Source organism: Parachlamydia sp., from assembly GCF_050255895.1.
GTDB lineage: Bacteria > Chlamydiota > Chlamydiia > Chlamydiales > Parachlamydiaceae > Parachlamydia > Parachlamydia acanthamoebae.
Genome location: NZ_JBFWIR010000020.1, coordinates 1 through 18,871, shown reverse-complemented (window position 1 = coordinate 18,871; position 18,871 = coordinate 1). Strand labels below are relative to the sequence as shown.

General features: G+C 38.9%; 14 protein-coding genes and 1 pseudogene. 7 read left to right on the top strand and 8 right to left on the bottom strand.

Going from position 1 to position 18,871, the window contains the following annotated elements; translation table 11 throughout:
• Window positions 1-24 precede the first annotated feature (24 nt).
• The 4 genes from AB7E63_RS04960 to AB7E63_RS04945 all read right to left on the bottom strand — a co-directional run bounded on the left by AB7E63_RS04960 (window position 25) and on the right by AB7E63_RS04945 (window position 2,960).
• Window positions 25-1,002, bottom strand: coding sequence for an AAA family ATPase (locus AB7E63_RS04960; RefSeq protein WP_006339734.1), 978 nt, complete (start codon window positions 1,000-1,002; stop codon window positions 25-27).
• A 95-nt stretch (window positions 1,003-1,097) separates the two neighbouring features.
• Entirely contained in the window at window positions 1,098-1,334 is a 237-nt protein-coding gene (locus tag AB7E63_RS04955) for a hypothetical protein (protein ID WP_006339733.1), read from the bottom strand.
• 87 nt (window positions 1,335-1,421) lie between these two features.
• The gene (locus tag AB7E63_RS04950; protein ID WP_284452742.1) at window positions 1,422-2,519 is read right to left on the bottom strand and encodes a class I fructose-bisphosphate aldolase; all 1,098 of its coding nucleotides are present in this window, start codon (window positions 2,517-2,519) and stop codon (window positions 1,422-1,424) included.
• A gap of 33 nt (window positions 2,520-2,552) precedes the next feature.
• Window positions 2,553-2,960 (bottom strand): DUF1761 domain-containing protein, encoded by a 408-nt coding sequence (locus AB7E63_RS04945; RefSeq protein ID WP_100067469.1) that lies wholly within the window; start codon window positions 2,958-2,960, stop codon window positions 2,553-2,555.
• Window positions 2,961-3,134: 174 nt separating this feature from the next.
• Here AB7E63_RS04945 and mnmE point away from each other — a divergent pair, with 174 nt between their 5' ends.
• Together mnmE and nth are read left to right on the top strand one after the other, a co-directional pair.
• The gene (gene mnmE, locus AB7E63_RS04940) at window positions 3,135-4,508 is read left to right on the top strand and encodes a tRNA uridine-5-carboxymethylaminomethyl(34) synthesis GTPase MnmE (RefSeq protein WP_013925650.1); all 1,374 of its coding nucleotides are present in this window, start codon (window positions 3,135-3,137) and stop codon (window positions 4,506-4,508) included.
• A 1-nt stretch (window position 4,509) separates the two neighbouring features.
• Window positions 4,510-5,130 (top strand): endonuclease III, encoded by a 621-nt coding sequence (gene nth, locus AB7E63_RS04935; protein ID WP_006339727.1) that lies wholly within the window; start codon window positions 4,510-4,512, stop codon window positions 5,128-5,130.
• 335 nt (window positions 5,131-5,465) lie between these two features.
• Here the strand turns inward: nth and AB7E63_RS04930 are convergent, their stop codons facing one another.
• Window positions 5,466-5,990, bottom strand: a complete 525-nt coding sequence (locus AB7E63_RS04930) for a hypothetical protein (protein ID WP_013925648.1) — start codon at window positions 5,988-5,990, stop codon at window positions 5,466-5,468.
• Window positions 5,991-6,917: 927 nt separating this feature from the next.
• Between AB7E63_RS04930 and AB7E63_RS04925 the strand changes: the two are divergent.
• From AB7E63_RS04925 to glmS, 4 genes and pseudogenes are all read left to right on the top strand, one after another.
• Window positions 6,918-7,368: pseudogene (locus tag AB7E63_RS04925) on the top strand (IS701 family transposase); the annotation flags it as partial.
• 648 nt (window positions 7,369-8,016) lie between these two features.
• The gene (locus tag AB7E63_RS04920) at window positions 8,017-9,204 is read left to right on the top strand and encodes an F-box/WD repeat-containing protein (protein WP_284452741.1); all 1,188 of its coding nucleotides are present in this window, start codon (window positions 8,017-8,019) and stop codon (window positions 9,202-9,204) included.
• Between the two features lie 228 nt (window positions 9,205-9,432).
• A complete protein-coding gene (glmM, locus tag AB7E63_RS04915; protein WP_006342435.1) occupies window positions 9,433-10,812 on the top strand; it encodes a phosphoglucosamine mutase in 1,380 nt (459 codons plus the stop codon).
• Window positions 10,813-10,821: 9 nt separating this feature from the next.
• Window positions 10,822-12,651 carry a glutamine--fructose-6-phosphate transaminase (isomerizing) gene (glmS, locus tag AB7E63_RS04910; protein ID WP_006342434.1) on the top strand — a complete coding sequence of 610 codons (1,830 nt, stop codon included), beginning with the start codon at window positions 10,822-10,824 and terminating at the stop codon, window positions 12,649-12,651.
• A 135-nt stretch (window positions 12,652-12,786) separates the two neighbouring features.
• Here glmS and AB7E63_RS04905 read toward each other — a convergent pair whose 3' ends face one another.
• Together AB7E63_RS04905 and AB7E63_RS04900 are read right to left on the bottom strand one after the other, a co-directional pair.
• Entirely contained in the window at window positions 12,787-13,590 is an 804-nt protein-coding gene (locus AB7E63_RS04905) for a hypothetical protein (protein ID WP_428418871.1), read from the bottom strand.
• 124 nt (window positions 13,591-13,714) lie between these two features.
• Window positions 13,715-13,939, bottom strand: coding sequence for a hypothetical protein (locus tag AB7E63_RS04900; protein WP_006342432.1), 225 nt, complete (start codon window positions 13,937-13,939; stop codon window positions 13,715-13,717).
• A gap of 798 nt (window positions 13,940-14,737) precedes the next feature.
• On the opposite strand from AB7E63_RS04900, the gene AB7E63_RS04895 reads away from it, so the two are divergent.
• Window positions 14,738-16,675 carry an MBL fold metallo-hydrolase gene (locus AB7E63_RS04895; RefSeq protein WP_006342430.1) on the top strand — a complete coding sequence of 646 codons (1,938 nt, stop codon included), beginning with the start codon at window positions 14,738-14,740 and terminating at the stop codon, window positions 16,673-16,675.
• Window positions 16,676-17,340: 665 nt separating this feature from the next.
• Here the strand turns inward: AB7E63_RS04895 and dnaB are convergent.
• Window positions 17,341-18,792: a replicative DNA helicase gene (gene dnaB, locus AB7E63_RS04890; protein WP_006342426.1), complete on the bottom strand. Its 1,452-nt coding sequence runs from the start codon at window positions 18,790-18,792 to the stop codon at window positions 17,341-17,343.
• Window positions 18,793-18,871: the final 79 nt, after the last annotated feature.

The window sequence follows — 18,871 nt, the reverse complement described above, 5'->3', positions numbered from 1 at the left end:
AAAATGTTAAATTCGAGCTGAAAATCAAGGGACTGGAATTTTTTCAAGAATACGATCAATGATTTCATCTGGGGAGACGTTTTCAGCTTCTGCTTCATAGGTTCTTCTTAACCGATGCCGTAAGATATCGTGGGTAACTTGTTTGACATCATAGGGCGTCACGTAAGATCGACCAGCTAGGAAAGCTTGAGCTTTGCCAGAAAGCGTTAAAGCAATACTTGCGCGGGGGGAAGCCCCATAGAGAAGAAGTTGATCAATGGGGATTCCATAGGCTTTGGGATTCCGCGTTGCGAAAACGATGTTTAAGATGTAGTTGATGATTTTTTCATCTACGTAGATTTGGTTGACTAGTTGTCGAGTGGCCAAAATTTCATCTCCAGAGAGAGACGGTCCGGGTTCAACATGCTTGCCAAGGGTGGCCATCCGCTCAATGATAGTTTTTTCCTCATCTATGGAGGGATATCCAATTTTAACCTTCATCATAAAGCGGTCTGTTTGGGCCTCTGGTAAGACATAGGTGCCTTCTTGTTCAATCGGATTTTGTGTGGCTAAGACCAAAAAGGGTGAGCCTGTCACAAAGGTTTTTCCTGAAATGGTGGCTTGTCTTTCTTGCATGACTTCGAGAAGGGCGGATTGAACTTTGGCTGGAGCTCGGTTAATTTCATCTGCAATCAGAATATTGGTAAAAATAGGGCCTTGATTGACATGAAAAGAGCTATCTTTAGGATTGTAAATGGATGTTCCAATTAAGTCGGCGGGGAGAAGGTCTGGAGTGAACTGAACCCGTTTGCAATCACACTGGATAGTCTTTGCAAGGGTTGTGACAGCTAAGGTTTTGGCTAATCCGGGGAGACCTTCTAGTAAAATATGTCCATCAGCGAGTAGTGCGACCAGGAGTCGATCAACCATTTCTCTTTGACCGACAATCACTTTGCCGATTTCTTCCTTTGCACGTTGAAATTTATGTAAAGAGAGTTGAATAGCAGAATCCAGATCGCTCATGAGCCAATTTCCTTGCTTCTAGGTTGTTAAACAACATAAAAGCAAGGAAAAGACTTTAAAGCCACTGGATTTTTAAGGCCGACATTCAATATCAATTATGATTTCCAATTAGAAAAAAATGGAATCAAAAGACTGGATGGAGCTGGTGGTGATGGAGGAGCGGGTGGAACCTTCGTTTCATTCACTTTTTCCACGGCTGTTTGCACTAAGTGTTTGAAAAAATCGAATGTGTTAGATGCCCACTCAACAAGTGTTTTAAATGCATCTGGAAAGTAAAGCCAAATGAGATAAAACAGAATTCCAAAAAAAATAAAATTGAAGATGAATCTCATGTCAGCACCTCATTTTTTAATCTTGTTGATACTTTCATTATATCAAAAAGATTTTTTTTAAAATAAAACTTAATTCTTTAGCTTTGTTTAAGCTAGTGTCACTTCTTTGGCCAGATAAACGTCTTGAATGAGGTTAAGTAGCTTGACTCCTTCATTCATAGACTTTTGGAAAGATTTTCTGCCACTAATTAATCCAATTCCGCCTGCTCTTTTATTGATGATCGCGGTTTTCAATGCATCTTTTAGATCATTCTTGCCTGAAGCCCCGCCTGAGTTAATGAGCCCGGCACGTCCCGCAAAACCATTCAAAACTTGATAACGGCAAAGGTCGATTGGGTGATCGCTGCAAAGTTTATCATACATCTGTTCTGAATATTTTCCATAACCTTTTGTAACGCGGTTAAGGGCTGGATAGCCGCCGTTTACAACAGGAAGTTTTTGCTTCACAATATCCGCTTCGATTGTTGCACCTAAATAGTTGGCTTGACCAGTTAAATCTGCACTTTCGTGGTAATCTACACCGTCAATTTTAAAGGCTGGATTGCGCAAATAACACCATAAAATCGTGGCCATGCCAAGTTCATGGGCCATATGAAAAGCTTCGCTAACTTCTTGAATTTGGCGATGGCTTTCAGGGGATCCGAAGTAGATCGTGGCTCCAACAGCAGCCGCTCCCATTTCATAGGCTTGCTGGACATTTGCAAATAAAATTTGATCGAACGAATTGGGGTATGAAAGGAGTTCATTGTGGTTAATCTTGAGAATAAAAGGGATCTTATGTGCATATTTTCGCGCGACACTCCCTAAAGTTCCTAAGGTAGAAGCAACGGCATTGCAGCCCCCTTCAATCGCGAGCTTGACGATGTTTTCTGGATCGAAATAGAGGGGGTTAGGGGCAAAAGAAGCTCCAGCAGAGTGTTCAACCCCTTGATCGACTGGCAAAATCGAAAGATAACCCGTTCTAGCTAAGCGCCCATGATTGAAGATCGATTGTAAATTTCGCATAACGGGAATCGAGCGATTACTGACACCGAAAATGCGATCAACCCAGTCGGGACCGGGTGCTTGGATCTCATTTTGAGTAACAGCTTTACATGTGTAATCAAGTAAAAAATGGGCTTCTTCACCAAGAAGTTCTTCTGCAGTATGTAAAAAAGATCTTTTTTGAGTCGCTGTTTCTGACATAGTCTCTCCCTAAATATGGGTTTTGCAAATTAATTATCTCCAAAACGATAGAATGCTTCCGCTGATCATAAGAAAAAGTAAAACCAGTGAGACGTGGATAAGATATATCTTTAGGGATTTTTTTTCCCAGATCACGTTAGAAAAAAGGGTAGGTACAATAAAGCCCAGCCAAATCCACAATCCTAAGCATGCTCCCTGCGCAAGCGTATAGGAATTGGTTAAAATAATAAACTGTGACAAAGCATAAGACATTAAGAGGGCCATAAAAAAAGCTGCCAAAGAGCCTAGCCATGGCGAACGTAATTGTTCGCGCGTAAGTTGCATTTCTTTCAACCAGGTAGGCCCAAATAGCCAAGGGGAATACCAAAGCGTTCCCAGAGCTAAGTATATGCAAGAGGTGACAAAAATCGGTACAAAGTGAACCGGAGAAAGGGGAATCATGTAAAGCTCCTTTAATTCAAAGTAAAAGTAGGCATGACTATAAGAGGTTGGGAATAAAACGGCAATCCTTCCTGCAATGATTTTGGCATTGAATCTTATCAATTAAATCCGTTATGATTGTTTGAAAAATTACCAGATCATTTTGATTTTAAAAGTCTTACGGTTAAAATAAATATGGATTTTATCCACGAACCCTACCAAGCTGGCGATACGATTGCCGCCATTGCAACCCCTCCAGGAGAGGGCGGGGTTGCTATTATCCGCATTTCGGGGAATGCCGCCATAGAAGTGGCAAGTCGTTGTTTTTCTCGACCTGTCGAAGGGCTACCTACGCATACCGTGCAATATGGCAAGATCAAAAACCGAGAAGGAGAATGTGTCGACCATGTGCTTCTGCTACCTATGCATGCACCCCGTTCTTATACAGGTGAACATACCGTTGAAATTCACTGCCATGGGGGAAGCTTAATTGCTCGTCGCGTTTTACAAACCGTTTTAGAGGCTGGAGCTCGAGCAGCGCGTCCAGGGGAATTCACCTTTAAAGCTTTTATGAATGGGAAGCTTGACTTAGCACAGGCTGAAGCTGTGCAGGAATTAATTGGAGCAAAGAACGAAAAGGCTTTGCATGCAGCTGGCAGTCAATTACAAGGTGCTTTGACACGTAAAATATCCACATTTCAGCATGGTTTAAATGACATTGCGGCTATTTTAGAAGCTTGGGTAGACTTTCCAGAAGAAGGCTTGGAATTTGCTACTATGGAAGAAATCCAAGTGACTTTAAGGGAAGCAATTGAAGCCATGCAAAAGCTAGCAGCGACGTTTCATAATGGAAAAATTCTCCGAGATGGGGTTTCGTTGTGTTTAATTGGTTGTCCAAATGTTGGCAAATCTTCCTTGATGAATGCGTTACTTGGAAAAGATCGCGCCATTGTATCGGCTATTGCGGGAACAACGCGGGACATCTTAGAAGACCATTTGAAGTTGAATGGACTGAATTTTCGCTTGCTCGATACAGCGGGGATTCGTGATTCAGACGAAATTGTGGAAGCGGAAGGGATTCGACGTTCGCGACAAGCCATACAAGAAGCTGATTTAATTCTCTTTGTGCTAGACTCGAGCAGAGGCTTGCAAGCAGATGATCATTTGTTGATGCAGCAAATTCCCCACGAAAAAACTATTGGTGTGTGGAATAAAATTGATATCCAGAAACCGGAAATGACTCCCTTGCCTTTTTCTACTGTGTGTGTGTCTGCACAAGAACGGCAAGGATTGGATACTTTACATGAAACCATCGACCAGGTGATTTGGAAGAATGGGATGCCCGACCAGCAAGAGGTTGTGATAACAAGCATGCGACACTTGCAAGCGTTAACGCAAGCCATTCTATTTGCCCAAAATGTGCACGATGGATTAACGGATAATTTGTCGCCCGAATTTTTATGTGTGGATATGAGACAATGCTTGCGAGAGTTGGGGAAAATTATTGGCACCAATGTAACAGAAGACATACTTTCTTCGATTTTCTCCAAATTCTGTATAGGGAAATAAAGTGGATAAAAAAGCGCGCGCTAGACGAATCGGAAAAATTTTAAATGCTTATTTTCCTGCTCCAGCAGTTCCGCTCATCCACCAAGATCCGTACACGCTGTTAATTGCTGTGTTGCTTTCGGCTCAATGCACAGATGCGCGCGTGAACATTGTGACACCTTCTTTATTTGCGTTAGCGCACACTCCTGAGCAAATGGTGAAATTGCCAGTTGCGAAGATTCAAGAGATCATCCGTCCTTGTGGCTTATCTCCTACAAAGGCTAAAGCTATTTGGGGACTATCTCAAATTCTAATTGAAAAGCATAACGGAAGTGTTCCGGCAAGCTTTGAGGGCTTGGAAGAGCTACCGGGGGTAGGGCATAAAACGGCATCGGTTGTGATGGCACAAGCTTTTGGAATTCCCGCCTTTCCTGTTGATACACATATTTTACGTTGTGCGAAGCGATGGGGATTAAGTAAAGGAAAAACTCCAGAACGTGTGGAGAAAGACCTTAAAGAGCTGTTTCCCAGAAAGGATTGGATTAAGGTCCATCTGCAGATCATTTATTTTGCACGAAAGTTTTGCCAGGCCCGGCAGCATATAGAAGAATGTCCTATTTGTTCTGTATTAGGCGATCTATAGTTGTCCTGTTGGAGCATTAATTGGCGTTCTTGTTGGGCTGCAGTTTGTTGCTCTGCATCTATCATAGTTTGTTCTTGAATGGATGTACTAGTAAATCCATGATTAACCAATTCTTTTTTCAAGCACTTGCTGCTGCATAAGGCGAGCTAATAATGGCGTTGAAAATTTTTCATTGCTTAAGAGATGTGTACTGAGTCTAGTGAAAGCTGATACGACTTAGAAGGCAAGCGTGACTCTAAAACGAGGTATGGCTGGATGGAATACGGCTTACCGTTTAAGATATTAGGAGTCAAGTACAATCGCCCTGGGCTTGCAGCTTTTTCTGCAATCTAAATTCATTCCAAGAGCTTTTGAAGCGATATATGAAGAATGTTATCAGGCTTATAATTTTTAAAAATTTTAATGTCGGCTTCATTGTATTTTTCTCTTAATTCTTGCGTCTCAGCAGAATGCGGATCCACCAGAAAATTAATAAGAGAGAAAAATGTCAAATCATTGTCACTTTTAAAAAAAGTAGGATTTTTTATTAAAGGGTGCGGTTCTTCACTTTGAGAGCGCAGTAGGTTGAATGCAGGTTTATAATAAAACCTTATTCTCTCTTCAAACAAACGTGCATTTTGTTCGCCATATCCTAACAGAATCCCTTTAAGGATTTCGCTTTCTTTCAAAGTCTTTTGATATCCAAATTTAGACATTTCTTCCAGTAAGTCTTGTGCATCAATTTTTCGATTTAAAATTTTTTCAAACGTTTTTAAATGCTCATTGACAACTTGCCGAAAGACTGGTTTGTTGATGAGTAAAATAAATTTAACCGATTCCATTTTCATGGATCTTTCTTCTAATAACGCAAAATTTTCCATTTTAAAATTTGACTGCTTTAACCAAACCTTCCAACCTTCCTGGAGAGGGAGCGCGTATAACGTCTTTCCCATAAGGAATTAGGTGGTAATATAAAAAATCACCGGACAACGCGATTGCTTTATACCCTTCGAAGGTATAGGCAAACTAATCGTAAAAAACGGCTCTCTTAAAAAAATCTGTTAAGTCTGCTCTTTCCTCTGGTTCAAGGGCCTCAGTTAAAGCACTGATATTATCTGCAGACAACTTACAAATATGCAAAAATAAAAAAAGTAAACCCATATAAAAACGCATTTTTACGACCAGCAAACCTAAGTGTTTATTTATAACGAGGGTTTTTATTACAGTTCGTACATATGTCACCGTTCGCCATAGATCCGCAATTTTTGCGGTAATGAGGTTCTAGAGCCTTGGGACTTTCAATGAAAAATCCGTAATTATCTACTTGTATTGAATCAACTGTAAATAGTTCACTATCACGTATCACAAAAATTTGAGATTCTTCAAGAAATATGTCTGATGAAGAAATATAAAATTTGTTCGTTTCATTTTGAAATTTACTGAAGTCTTCATTTGAAGATAGATTTGTAACAACAAACATTAACAATAAAACTAATTTTAAAATACGCGTTTTAGTTCTCCTCAATTAAAATTGCACAGTATATAACCTCTAGTTTATATGTTTTGCGTGACCTCACGAAGATAGCATGCTGAATCAGTCGGCCAAGCAATTGGTTAGCTTATAAGCCTAATCTTTTTTTAGTCATCTTTTTTTATTTTCGGATTCTTTTCTATTTAAGTGATCCCACGTTTATTTTTTCCTTCTCAAGGTCTTAGAGACAAGCTTCTCTAACTAACTCACCTTACACAGCAAGTGCTTGAAAAAAGAATTTTAAAGGAGTAAATTTTTTTCAAAAAATGGAAAAAATATGCCTCAAGATATTCTCGACATCTATACAGATTACCTAATTTACCAAAATCAACAGGCAACAGCTATAGGGCTTTCTAATCTTCTAGAAGGCGGACTTAGCCACGACCAAATCCCTAGATTTTTGAACCGCCATGACTATGGTTCAAAAGACTTTTGTCAAGTCAGATGTTCGTCAGCATGAACAAACAACAGGAGGGGTTCTCATTATCGATGATGCCACAGAAGAAAACCTTATACGGATGAAAATGAAATTGTTTATTGGCATTTTTCACATGCGAAGGTAAGATGCGTTAAGGGAATGAATGTTTTATCAGGGTTAATTCGTTATGCTGATATTGCCCTTCCAATAGCATATGAAGTCATAAATAAAGACCTTCATTTTTGCGATATAAAAATTAAAAAAGAAAAAGGCGGCATCTACTACTAAAAATCAATTTTTCGAAGGAATACAATGTTCGCAGACGGCCCCTTTCCGTAGCCTTTGATCTCAGAGTTGTGCTGGCCAAATGTTTAAAACTATATGTGGCTTGGCTGTTTGATTAAAATAATTGTCGGAAAATGTTTGAGTGGTTTCATTCAAGAATTTTTTTAGGGTGTCATTTCTTAAAACGTGTATGCCATTTTTGCCTAAATATTTTTTAAATTCTTCTGGAGTATACTGAAGAACACATACCCCTTTTTCTGTTTTGTTGTTATTCACAGATTCTAAAAGAGTGATTTTATCTTTTATCAATCGATTTGACGATCGCGATGTGATTAGAATTGACATAGCGGGAGTTAGGGCCCAATAAAATTTTTTGGGCGCGTGTAATCGTTTTATTATTTTTTTGACGTGTTAAGATATCTCCAGGTTGAAGTTCTGCGATTTGGAATATAGATGAGTCCGTGAGATGAGAAGAATTAGTGTGAAGGATCCATACTAAAGTTCCCCCATTTTAAATTAATCTCTAATTTATTATATCATATATAATTGTTTCCCTTGCTAAAGTTATTTTAATAAAAACTTTTATTGTTCCAATTCCCTTTTTTACAAAAAAAATTGCAATTATTATCAAATATTACTTACGTTCATATTTCTGGTTTATGATGTAGGAGCTATGATGATTTCCTTAAATTCTTCAGGGCAATATCCGACCCATTCCGAAACTTTACTTTTTAATTTACCCACCGAATTGGTTTTACATATTTTTATTTCCTATCTGAATATGCGATCTGTCGTGGAAGTGAGCTTGGCATGCAAAACATGGAAAATTCTTTCAAAGCCCTTTTTTAATGAAATATTAAAAAAAAGATTCCCTGAAATTGAGCGGAATCACCCAGAAAATTTCGTTGAGGAATGCAAAAGATTTTGGCAATTGAGAAGTTGCCCTTTAGCTATACGATTACTATCCTGTCAATTTTGCTTGAGTAATCAAGGAAATCCGTTTTTTCGTTCGATCATACAACCAAATTCATGCATCAACGAAAGTAAAACGTTGATTATGGGGCAAAATATCAATAATCAAGGGATTGTTAAAATTTGGAATATCAAAACATATAAAAGACTGGCTTCAATATGTTTATCAGCAACTATTTATAGTTTTGATACAATTGATTTTTGTACGATTGCTGTCAATTACGGATGTGCATTAGCAGTCGTTTGTCTCGAAACACAGAAGATATTAAATGAAATTGCTATTTCAAATTGTTTAAGCGCTTTGATTTGTGTTCAGGAGCATATTATTTGCGGATATGTAAGTGGGGAAATTCAGGTTTACCGGAAAGATTCTTTAAAAAAGATTGCTGAGTTAAGGCATCTCGATGCAGAAATACTGTGTCTCAAAGCCCAAAATTCTGTTTTATTTAGCGTTGCCTCTGATAAAACAATGAAGATATGGGATTTAGATAATTACCTTCTTATTCATTCTTTCGACACTCACGAGGAAATCACTTGTCTAGCACTTTCAGATAACAAGATTGTAGGAGGAACAAAAAATGGAAAGATTTGTATTTGGGACATGAAAGGAAATCTGCTCCGTCGATTCAATCATTTAGAACACGAAGAAAAGCCTCTACATTCTATTGTTATCTTTAATCGAATGATCATTAGCATGTCTAAAAATGATAGTCGAGAGAATACATCTTTTCATATTTGGGATTTAGAGACCTGCATAAGACTTAAAATTCACCGGATCGAGCATGCAGGAAGAATCTGCCATTTGAATGTATCCGATGATGGAAAAGTGATTTGTTTTAGCCAAAATTGTTTTTTTATCTATGAACTTCCCGATATTTATACAAAATAACGAATGATACAGGGCGAAATTTCCACGAATGGCTCATTTTTTTCTCAGGATTCTTTCAGATCGTAATGAGAGACAATTTAAGCTTTTTATGCTATAATAAATTAGCTATTCATAGCGTTCTTTTTACTTGATCTCAGAGAGATGATGCGCTAGTCTGCTTTAAATTTAGCATCGATGTTTACTCAGCTAGAAGCGTTCATCGTGAGAATTTAATGGGAGGGAAGTAAGGTGAAAGATCGCACAAAATCAGAGAAAATTTTTGGAACAGACGGTGTTCGTGGAAAGGCGAATCGATCTCCCATGACCGTTGAAACAGCTTTAGCGTTGGGGCGTGCAGCGGGGAAAATCTTTCGTTCTCACGAAGGCAAGCATCGGGTTGTGATTGGTAAGGATACCCGTTTATCGTGCTATATGTTTGAAAATGCTTTGATTTCTGGCCTTTGCTCTATGGGCGTTGACACTTTGATGGTCGGTCCTCTTCCAACACCTGGCGTTGCGTTTATCACGCGTGCGTATCGCGCTGATGCAGGAATCGTAATTTCTGCTTCTCACAATCCTTATTATGACAATGGCATTAAATTTTTCTCTTCGGATGGTTTTAAATTGCCCGATACGTGGGAAAAGCAAATGGAAGAGCTGGTTTCGACAAATAACTTTGACGATAGTTTGCCTGCAGATCACGACATTGGAAAAAACTTTAAAGTGACAGATGCCGATGGGCGCTATATAGAATTTGCAAAAGCCACTTTTCCACGTCGATTATCTCTAAAAAATCTAACGATTGCGCTCGATTGCGCGAATGGAGCAGGTTATAAAGTAGCGCCATTGATTTTTAGAGAATTAGATGCCAAGGTATTTGTGTATGGAAATAATCCAGATGGCTTAAACATCAATTTGCAATGCGGCTCTCTATATCCTGAAACCATTCAAAAAGCTGTCATTGAGCATCGAGCTGATGTAGGGATTGCTCTTGATGGAGATGCGGATCGCGTTATCATGGTCGACGAAAATGCACAAATTATTGATGGAGATACAATTCTTGCTATTTGTGCCAAAGATATGCAGCGCAGAGGAATTCTGAAAGGCAATAAGGTTGTTTCTACAATAATGAGTAATTTCGGATTTGTGAAGGCCATGGAAGAGCTGGGAATTGAAGTGATTAAATCTCAAGTTGGAGATCGCTATGTCATTCAAGATATGCTTGAGCATGACGCTAATCTGGGGGGAGAGCAAAGTGGGCACTTAATCTTTCTCGATCACAATACGACAGGGGATGGATTGGTGTGTGCATTGCAAGTCATGCGCATCATGATTGAAACAGATTCAAAACTATCAGATTTAGCCGCCCTTGTAAAAAAATATCCTCAAGTCTGTGTCAACGTGAAGGTCAGCTCTAAGCCTACATTTGAAGCTTTGCCAGGAGTTAATCAAAAAGTTGCAGAAGTGGAAGAGATTTTGGGCGATTCCGGACGTGTGCTTCTCCGTTATTCGGGGACAGAAAACATTTGTCGTGTGATGGTAGAAGGACCCAAATTGCAACAAGTGCAGCAATTGGCAAATCAAATTGCTGACGAGGTCAGAAAACAAATTGGAACCCCCGAAAAATAGGAAGAAGGCATGTGTGGAATTATTGGGTATGTAGGCCTTAAAAATCCGATTGATATTGTGTTAGATGGATTAAAACGTTTGGAATATCGGGGATATGACTCGGCTGGCATTGCGGGAGTTTGCGAGGGTGAAATTGCCTTTTGTAAAGAAGTTGGCAAGATCGCAGTTTTAGAAAAAGAAGTCAAAGAAGCTCAAATGACTTTAGGGCATATGGCCATTGGACAGACCCGCTGGGCGACACATGGAAAGCCGAACAAAGCCAATGCACATCCTCATTTTAACGAGAGTCATTCCTTAGCGATTGTTCATAATGGAATTATTGAGAATCACGATGCTCTTCGCCGAGAATTGAAGGCAGAAGGAGTTAAATTTTCTTCTGATACAGATACAGAGGTGGTTGCTCATTTGATTGGGAAGTTCTATAAAGGAGACCTTCTTGAAGCCGTAAAGAAAACCATCCCTTTTCTTAAAGGAACTTTTGCAATTGCCCTCATTCATCGTGACTTTCCCGATCAGATCATTGCTATTGCACATGAATCACCTTTGGTTGTTGGTATTGGTACAGGAGAAGCTTTTGTGGCTTCAGATCCGCATGCTTTTGCAGCTCATACGCGAGAAGTCGCGTTTTTATTAAGTGGCGAAATTGCTGTGGTAAAAGCGGATAAGCTAGAGGTTTTTGATGTGACGAAAGGGGAAATTGAGAAAAAAACAGAAAAAATGCACGCTCTTCTAGAAAGTGCTTCAAAAGGATCTTATGAACATTACACGTTGAAAGAGATTTTTGAGCAACCTCAAACCATTCGTAATGCACTTTCAGGTCGTTTTATTCAAGATTATGGAACAGCCTTATTTGAAGGGATCAATTTTGAAGTGAATGAGTTGCTATCCGTTGAAAGAATTTTAATTCTAGCTTGTGGAACTTCTTGGCATGCAGGGTATTTGGCTGCTTATATGCTAGAAGATCGTGCGCGCATTCCTGTACAAGTCGAGATTTCTTCAGAGTTTCGCTATAAAAATCCCGTGGTCCCAGCGGGTACTTTGGCTATTGCCATTAGTCAATCCGGGGAAACGGCAGATACGTTAGCAGCCGTTCGCGAGTTAAAGACGAAAGGTGTGAAGGTCTTGGCTATTTGCAATGTGGAAGGGTCTCATTTAGCACGAGAAGCAGACGCAAGCATTTTCCTTAAGGCAGGGCAAGAAATCGGGGTGTGCTCAACAAAAGCATTTACCAGTCAAGTTGTTGTGCTGTCTCTTTTCACTTTGTTAATGGCTCGCATGCGCCATATGGACAAAAAAGAGGGGCAAATCTTCTTAGAGGCATTGCAAAAGCTTCCTGATCAAGTACAAGAAATATTAGACCAAAGTGCTAAGATTCAAGAGATTGCAAAAAAATATGCACATTATGAAAACTTCTTTTACTTGGGGAGAAGCTACATGTATCCTGCAAGTTTAGAAGGAGCCCTCAAGCTGAAAGAAATTTCTTATATCAATGCCAATGGCTATCCTGCGGGAGAAATGAAGCATGGGCCAATTGCTTTGATTAACGAAAATTGTCCCACTGTGGCCCTATGTGGCAACAAAGCGACTTTTGAGAAGCTTCTGAGCAATTTGATGGAAATTAAAGCTCGTAGCGGAAAAATCATTGCGATTGCAGAGACTTGTGAAAGGGGCCTTGAAGGGATTGCCGATGATATCATCTATATTCCTCAAACCATCGATGAGATTTCGGGGGTTTTAACAACCGTGGCATCTCAGCTTTTGGCTTATTATATCGCAAAAGAGCGTGGTGCAGAAATTGACCAACCACGTAACTTAGCAAAGTCAGTCACAGTCGAATAATTCTAGAAGACGCAGAGCAAAATCTAAGGCTTTGCGTCAAACTTTCGGAATAAAGGGTGAGGCCGGGCAACATATTCTTTTTATCTGGAAACCTTTCCGGTAAGTTTATGCCCAGTGCAGGTTCCCTTCCCGGAATCACTCTCGGGGATAATACCCAGCAAGTAAACTTAATGTCGCCTCTAAAAAATCTTTATCCTTGTAGTAATCCATTACCTTTTGTTTTGTCAAAAGGTATTCTGTTTTAAGTGCTAATGATTCTTCAGAATTAGGGTCCCCCGCAAAACTGGGGCAAGAATAAAGTGATAAATAATAATCGGTCAAATTGATATCTGACTCTATAGATTCTTCGACGAAAGAGTCATCCTCTTCTCCCCAAATCCAACCAATGGGCGTGCGATTTTTACAACCTTCAAGAAATTGCCAAGAATTATCTCTTCCATAGCCAAGCACTATTCCGATGAGACCTTGATGCCCTTCCAATACTTCATTCATGAGTGAGCGATTTTTTGCCTCTTTAATCAGTTGGAAGCCGTCCACAACCGAACGACAAAGAACTCTTTGAAAATCTCCTTTATTTTTATTAACGACATCATTAAATCGATCTTTATTGACAATTATGATTGAAATCAATCCTGGATGACATTTAGGGCTTTCCGCCCAAAGGAGTGCTAAGGGAAATAAATGCTGGTATTTCTCCCAAGTTTTCCAACCGGAGCGTATGGTACGGTTATGTTCTGAAAATGACTCGTAAAACCTTGCCCAATCAGATAGTGGCAAGGGATTCTGGTAGTTCTCCCAAGAAACTGGTTTGGAGCCTAAAATAGTATAGGCAAAGCTATTTTCAGCAAAAAGTTTTTGCATAAGCCTAGCAAGCCTTTCTCTGTCTTTTACTGGAAGGGAAAGCGTATGTGTTGATCCTTGTTGATCTAGATACTTCAATGAAACTGTTTTACTTTGACTGTACTGCCAAAGCAAAGTTGCAATGAGCAGCCGTATAAAACAAAACTTACCGGCTTTACTAGATTTTTAAGAGTGCTTTTTAGAACTCTCTTTTGTTTTCCTTTTACCATTTATTGGTCGGATATTCCGTATTTTTGCATTTATGACCAACCGGCCACCAATGATAACAGTAAGGACATTTCCACTTTTTTTCTATTCCTCCTACGACTTCATAATTGGTTATATCGTTCTCAAAAATATAAAATCCTTGTTGATCGGTTCGTATAACGTTTGTTTCGATCAAATTATTTTCTAAATGAATATAAATGGCATTGTCAGCGATTTCCACATCGTGTGAATCAAAATATAATTTTTCTGGATATCTTGGAGCCGGGGAGTCGCTAACATGTGCTGCCGAAAGACACATAGAAGAAAAAAAGCAGATTAGAAAATCATTTGAGAAAATATTTCACGGAATTTCTCCTTAAAATTAGTGATTAGGTCGTCTTTAAATTTGAAAGCATATAAAAATCTTTTCCTAAATTTCTTGAGACCAACGCTACCAAAAAGCTCTAAAAACTAACAGAAAAGATTTAACTTTTTGTACTTTATCACCCGAAAAATTTTATGATTTTGTTCGCATAAATTTTAATGATTAGATCTCTTTCTGAATTTTTAGAATTCGACACACTGTGGTTTTAGTGACTTCCGTTTATGCCGCAGGTTCCAAGTGGAACTACATCTTGCTGATATTTTTGGTGAATAGGCATATGCCCTTGTACTTACTTGCTAGCATGGCTTCGAATATGCATTCTCGTTGTCTTTTTAGCGAGATTTCTCTCGAAATGAAACATGGACAAATTGCTGATTAACGAAAATTGTTCCACTATAGCCCTGTGTCGTAACAAAGTGATTTTTGAGAAGCTTTTGAGTAATTTGATGGAAGGAGTCGATTGGTTAAGTCCCTTTAATAATACCTGCTTTCTTTGTGGCCTGTTCCTATTTTTATTATTAATTTCAAATATTTTCTTCTTCTCTAACTTCACCTTCATAGAATTATCAGGCTTTGAATTTAGAGTAAAGTTGGAGATTTGTTTATAAAAATAATTTCCAATGTTATAATGTAAAAAAAGCTAGGGGGATTTAAATGGCGATTGATTCAAAAATAATGACGAATAATTTACTGACGATTTCCAATAATATTTCTAAAAGTCCTAATTATTTCAGAATAAATAAAAAGTCTGGATCTATTCAAGAAAATGGATTTATTAGGCGTCACCTTCTTTCCCTTTTTTATGCGAAGTCACATTTAAATAAATTAGAAAAAATAATTGATAAAAATATTCAATTAATTTCAGCGCTCGACCGAGAAGAATTTATCGGAAAACATACAGAGCCAACAGATCTTTTTTTAGCTGTTCAAAAATACAATCAAACTCTTGCAGCCATTACAAAACATAAATTGCTGGTTAAATCTGTATTAGCAAATAAAATCAAACTGAATTTTGTAAAAAATGATAAAGTTTCTGAATTAAATCCAACAACAGTTATTGGAGTTACAGATCAAGACATCTCAGCTGATCTTCAAAATGATAAACCGGCGATTGTTAAAGAAAGACGTTTTGTGAAAAAATACAATATTCGTCGATATCCTAATGATAATCTTGATCATGCAAAAGAAGCCGGAAAAATTTTTACAAGTACGCAAAGAGAAAGAGTTTTGAGCGTCATGGGTCGAGTAATTGAGGGCACCGCTAAAATATTCGGGCATGAAGTGACAGCCTTTCAAAAATACCATTATCGCACAAACAATGAAACAGATGAACAGATTTATGCTCCCCGTACAAGTCCATTAAATCTAACGACAGAGCCCACATCTTTCTGGCTTGGACATGCAACTTTATTTTTAAGCATTCCTCTTAAATCTGATAAAGGAACAGTCGCTTCTTTTAATGTAATCACGGACCCCGTTGAGGGAGATCTTCACCGCCTCCTTTATCCAAGACAAACGAAATTTGCTCGTCCCATGGAAGAAACCCCAGCTCCTGATGTCTACTTGCTTTCCCACAATCATATGGATCACTATAACAAAGAGACCGTGAAAAAAATATTTGCGCAACAACCGATTATGGTTGTTCCTGTGGGTGATGGCGATCGATATGCAAAACTGGCAAAAAAAATTGGATTCGACCATGCGAACATTATAGAGCTCGATTGGTGGGAAAAAAAAGATATAGAATTTGAAAAGAATGGCGAACGTTATCACATGCAGATAGCGGCGACTCCTGCACGTCATTGGAGTGGGATTGGACCTTGCGATGGGCATGAGTCAACTTTTCTAGGCTATGTTATTCAAGGGAATGAAGGTGGTGACATTTATTTTGCGGGTGATACGGCACGTTTAAATGATGATCACATTCAAAAGCTGAGAGAGAACTTTAACATTCGTTGGAATTTTCAGCCAGGTGGTCCTGATGAAGTTAGAAAGAACATGGAAAGTACACATCAGGCTTCTGTAGATGGACTTTGGATGCATTTTAAGATGATGATTTCTAGAGTTTATCAAGAAGGAATGGATAAAGAAGAATTTTTGAGACAAGCAGGAGAGTTGAAAACAATTTACATGCATACTATGGCATATAAATTGGGAAATCTACATTTAAGCGATACTAAAGATAGCCTGCAAAGAGTTCTAGCAGCTTTGTCAGTTTATGAAGACACAAATACACATTTAGCACAAATTGAAGAGAAAGTGAAAACTCGGATTGCTAAACAGAGAGAAAAATTAACAACAAAGTCATTATCTGAGAAAAAAATGGCAAAAGTAGAGGCAAGACTAGCTAAAACAAGTGTAAAAGTTCGCAATCAATTAATAGAAAAAGAACTAGGCCTTAAAAGCTATGAAAAGCAGGTTTATGATGAGCTTTGTGCATTTGCAAAAGATTTTGTATTTGAAGATGGTAAAAGATTGTTGCCAGATGAAATCTCTAAACTTCTTCAAGAAACAGTGATTGTTTCTAAGATTGGCGCACGTTTGGGTTTAGAAACACGAAAAGAGGATCAATTAGAGAATACCTTTTTTTAGTTTTTGATTTGAGCAAAAAGACTTCCTAAAAGGCTATGGTATGTGAAAACCATAATCTTTTAGGACGAAGAAATTTATCTCGATTTTCTTTGACTATTTTTCTCTTTTTTGAGGATAGATTCTCGTAGTCACTTGTGAAAATTTTTGCTTGTTCAACATCTTCAGGGAAAGGAGAGGATGTCCTCAGTGCTCTATCAAGGATCTCATGTAGACTGGAGAAAGCTATAGCCTCATTAGCTTTATCGTTAGAAAAGGAAAGATGCCACATTGTAGTTTCAATATTATAATAAAAAAGAATGTGCCCAAATTGTTGAAAAGCATCTACAAATTTCATGGAACTCTTATATTTCTTTTGTGTAGTCAAGCCTTTAACCCCAATAAAAAAGCCCTCACATATGAAATCCCGGATGTGTCGTCAATTCAGAGGGTAGAGAAAAGAGTGTTAGGCAAGCTTTCGTGATAAAAGTTACTGTTATATTGATATCAGCAAATGCATCTTGCAAGCTCCGATCATTATGTGCATTTTTAAAAATGCTTTCAAAACGGCAGTAAAGCATCGGATTTTTTTGATCAAAAAGGATGTTTTTTTATATCCGTCCTATGCAAAGCGATCATGTTGCTTTGCAAGGAAGGAGGGATAAATGTGGGCTGCATGAGCCATCTATTTATTTTGCTGGAGAAAACGGATTGAATTCAGCTTCAGCTTCTTTATCTGCAAAATCGTTTTCGAAACGCACAGGTGTGTAGTTGGCAAATTGCGCGATCTCTTTGCGGAAGGTTAAGTTAACACTTCCTACGCTACCATGACGGTTTTTGGCAACGATCACTTCGGCCATTCCTGGCTTATCTAGTGGGTCGTAGTACTCGCGTCTGAGCAAGAACATGATGATATCGGAATCTTGCTCAATACTTCCGCTTTCACGCAGGTCACTCATCATTGGACGGTGGCCTGTGCGCTCTTCCACTTTTCTGGAGAGCTGAGACAAGCAAAGGACAGGAATATTGAGTTCTCGTGCTAGGTTTTTTAACATACGGGAAATTTCAGAAATTTCGTTTTGTCGGTTTTCGCCACCTCGATTAGTGCCTGATCCTGAGATAAGCTGGAGGTAGTCGATGATAAGAAATCCAATGCCATATGTTTCCTTCATACGACGAGCCCTGGCTCTTAAATCAGTTATTTTAAGGCCTGGCTGATCATCAATTACCATCATGTGGTTTTGCATGTTATTAACGGCCGCTACAACACGTTGGTATTCAATTCCATTAAGCGCACCGGTTTTGATTTTATCCGATTCCACTTCCGATTGAGAGCAGACAATACGATGCACAAGTTGCTCTGCGCTCATCTCAAGCGAGAAGATTCCAACAGGGATATTGCCTTTGAAGCACACATTTTCCGCGATATTAATGGCAAAGGCCGTTTTACCCATTGCAGGCCTCGCTGCTAATATCATCAAGTTTGAATTATTCAAACCATTTAACATGGTGTCGAGGTCTGTATAGTGAGAAGGTGTGCCTGTAACTCCTGTGTCTTCTGGACCACGTTGATGATAAAGCTCTTGCCTTTGTTGAAGCTCCTTAAGAAAGGGCACTTGTGATTCGGATTTAACACCAGATAAAATTTGCCCGATCAAAACTCCACTAGCAGCAGCAGCTGATTGGCTAATCTGAAAGAAAAGTTGTTGTGCTTCATCTAATGCTTCTGAGACATCAGCTGGTTCTTCAAGGGCACGTTTTTCAACATGTTGGGCAGCATGGATCATACTGCGCAGCATCGCTTTGTTGCGCACCAGCTCGCAATATTCTTCGATATGTGCCGATGTTCCCGCAAACTGGGCGAGGGTAGTGACATAGGCAACGCCACCCACTGTTTTAAGTTTGTCCTGTCTTTTGAGCTCTTCACAAACTAAGTGCACATCCGCAGGTTTGTCACTCTTATAGGCATCTTTAAGAGTTTGAAAAATGAGTTTATGTTCAGTGTAGTAAAAGTCTGCATCATCCAAAGCATCAGCTGCGACGTTAAGAGCGTTAATACTTGTTAACATGCAACCCAATACCATCATTTCGGATTCTTTTGAGTTTGGTGCAATTTTGACTTTTATAGAGGCATCAGACATCTCATTCTCACTTTATTGATCTTTAAAGGGGATTAGGGCTATGCACGAGATTTCCAAAGGAGAATCGAGTGGTAGCTTG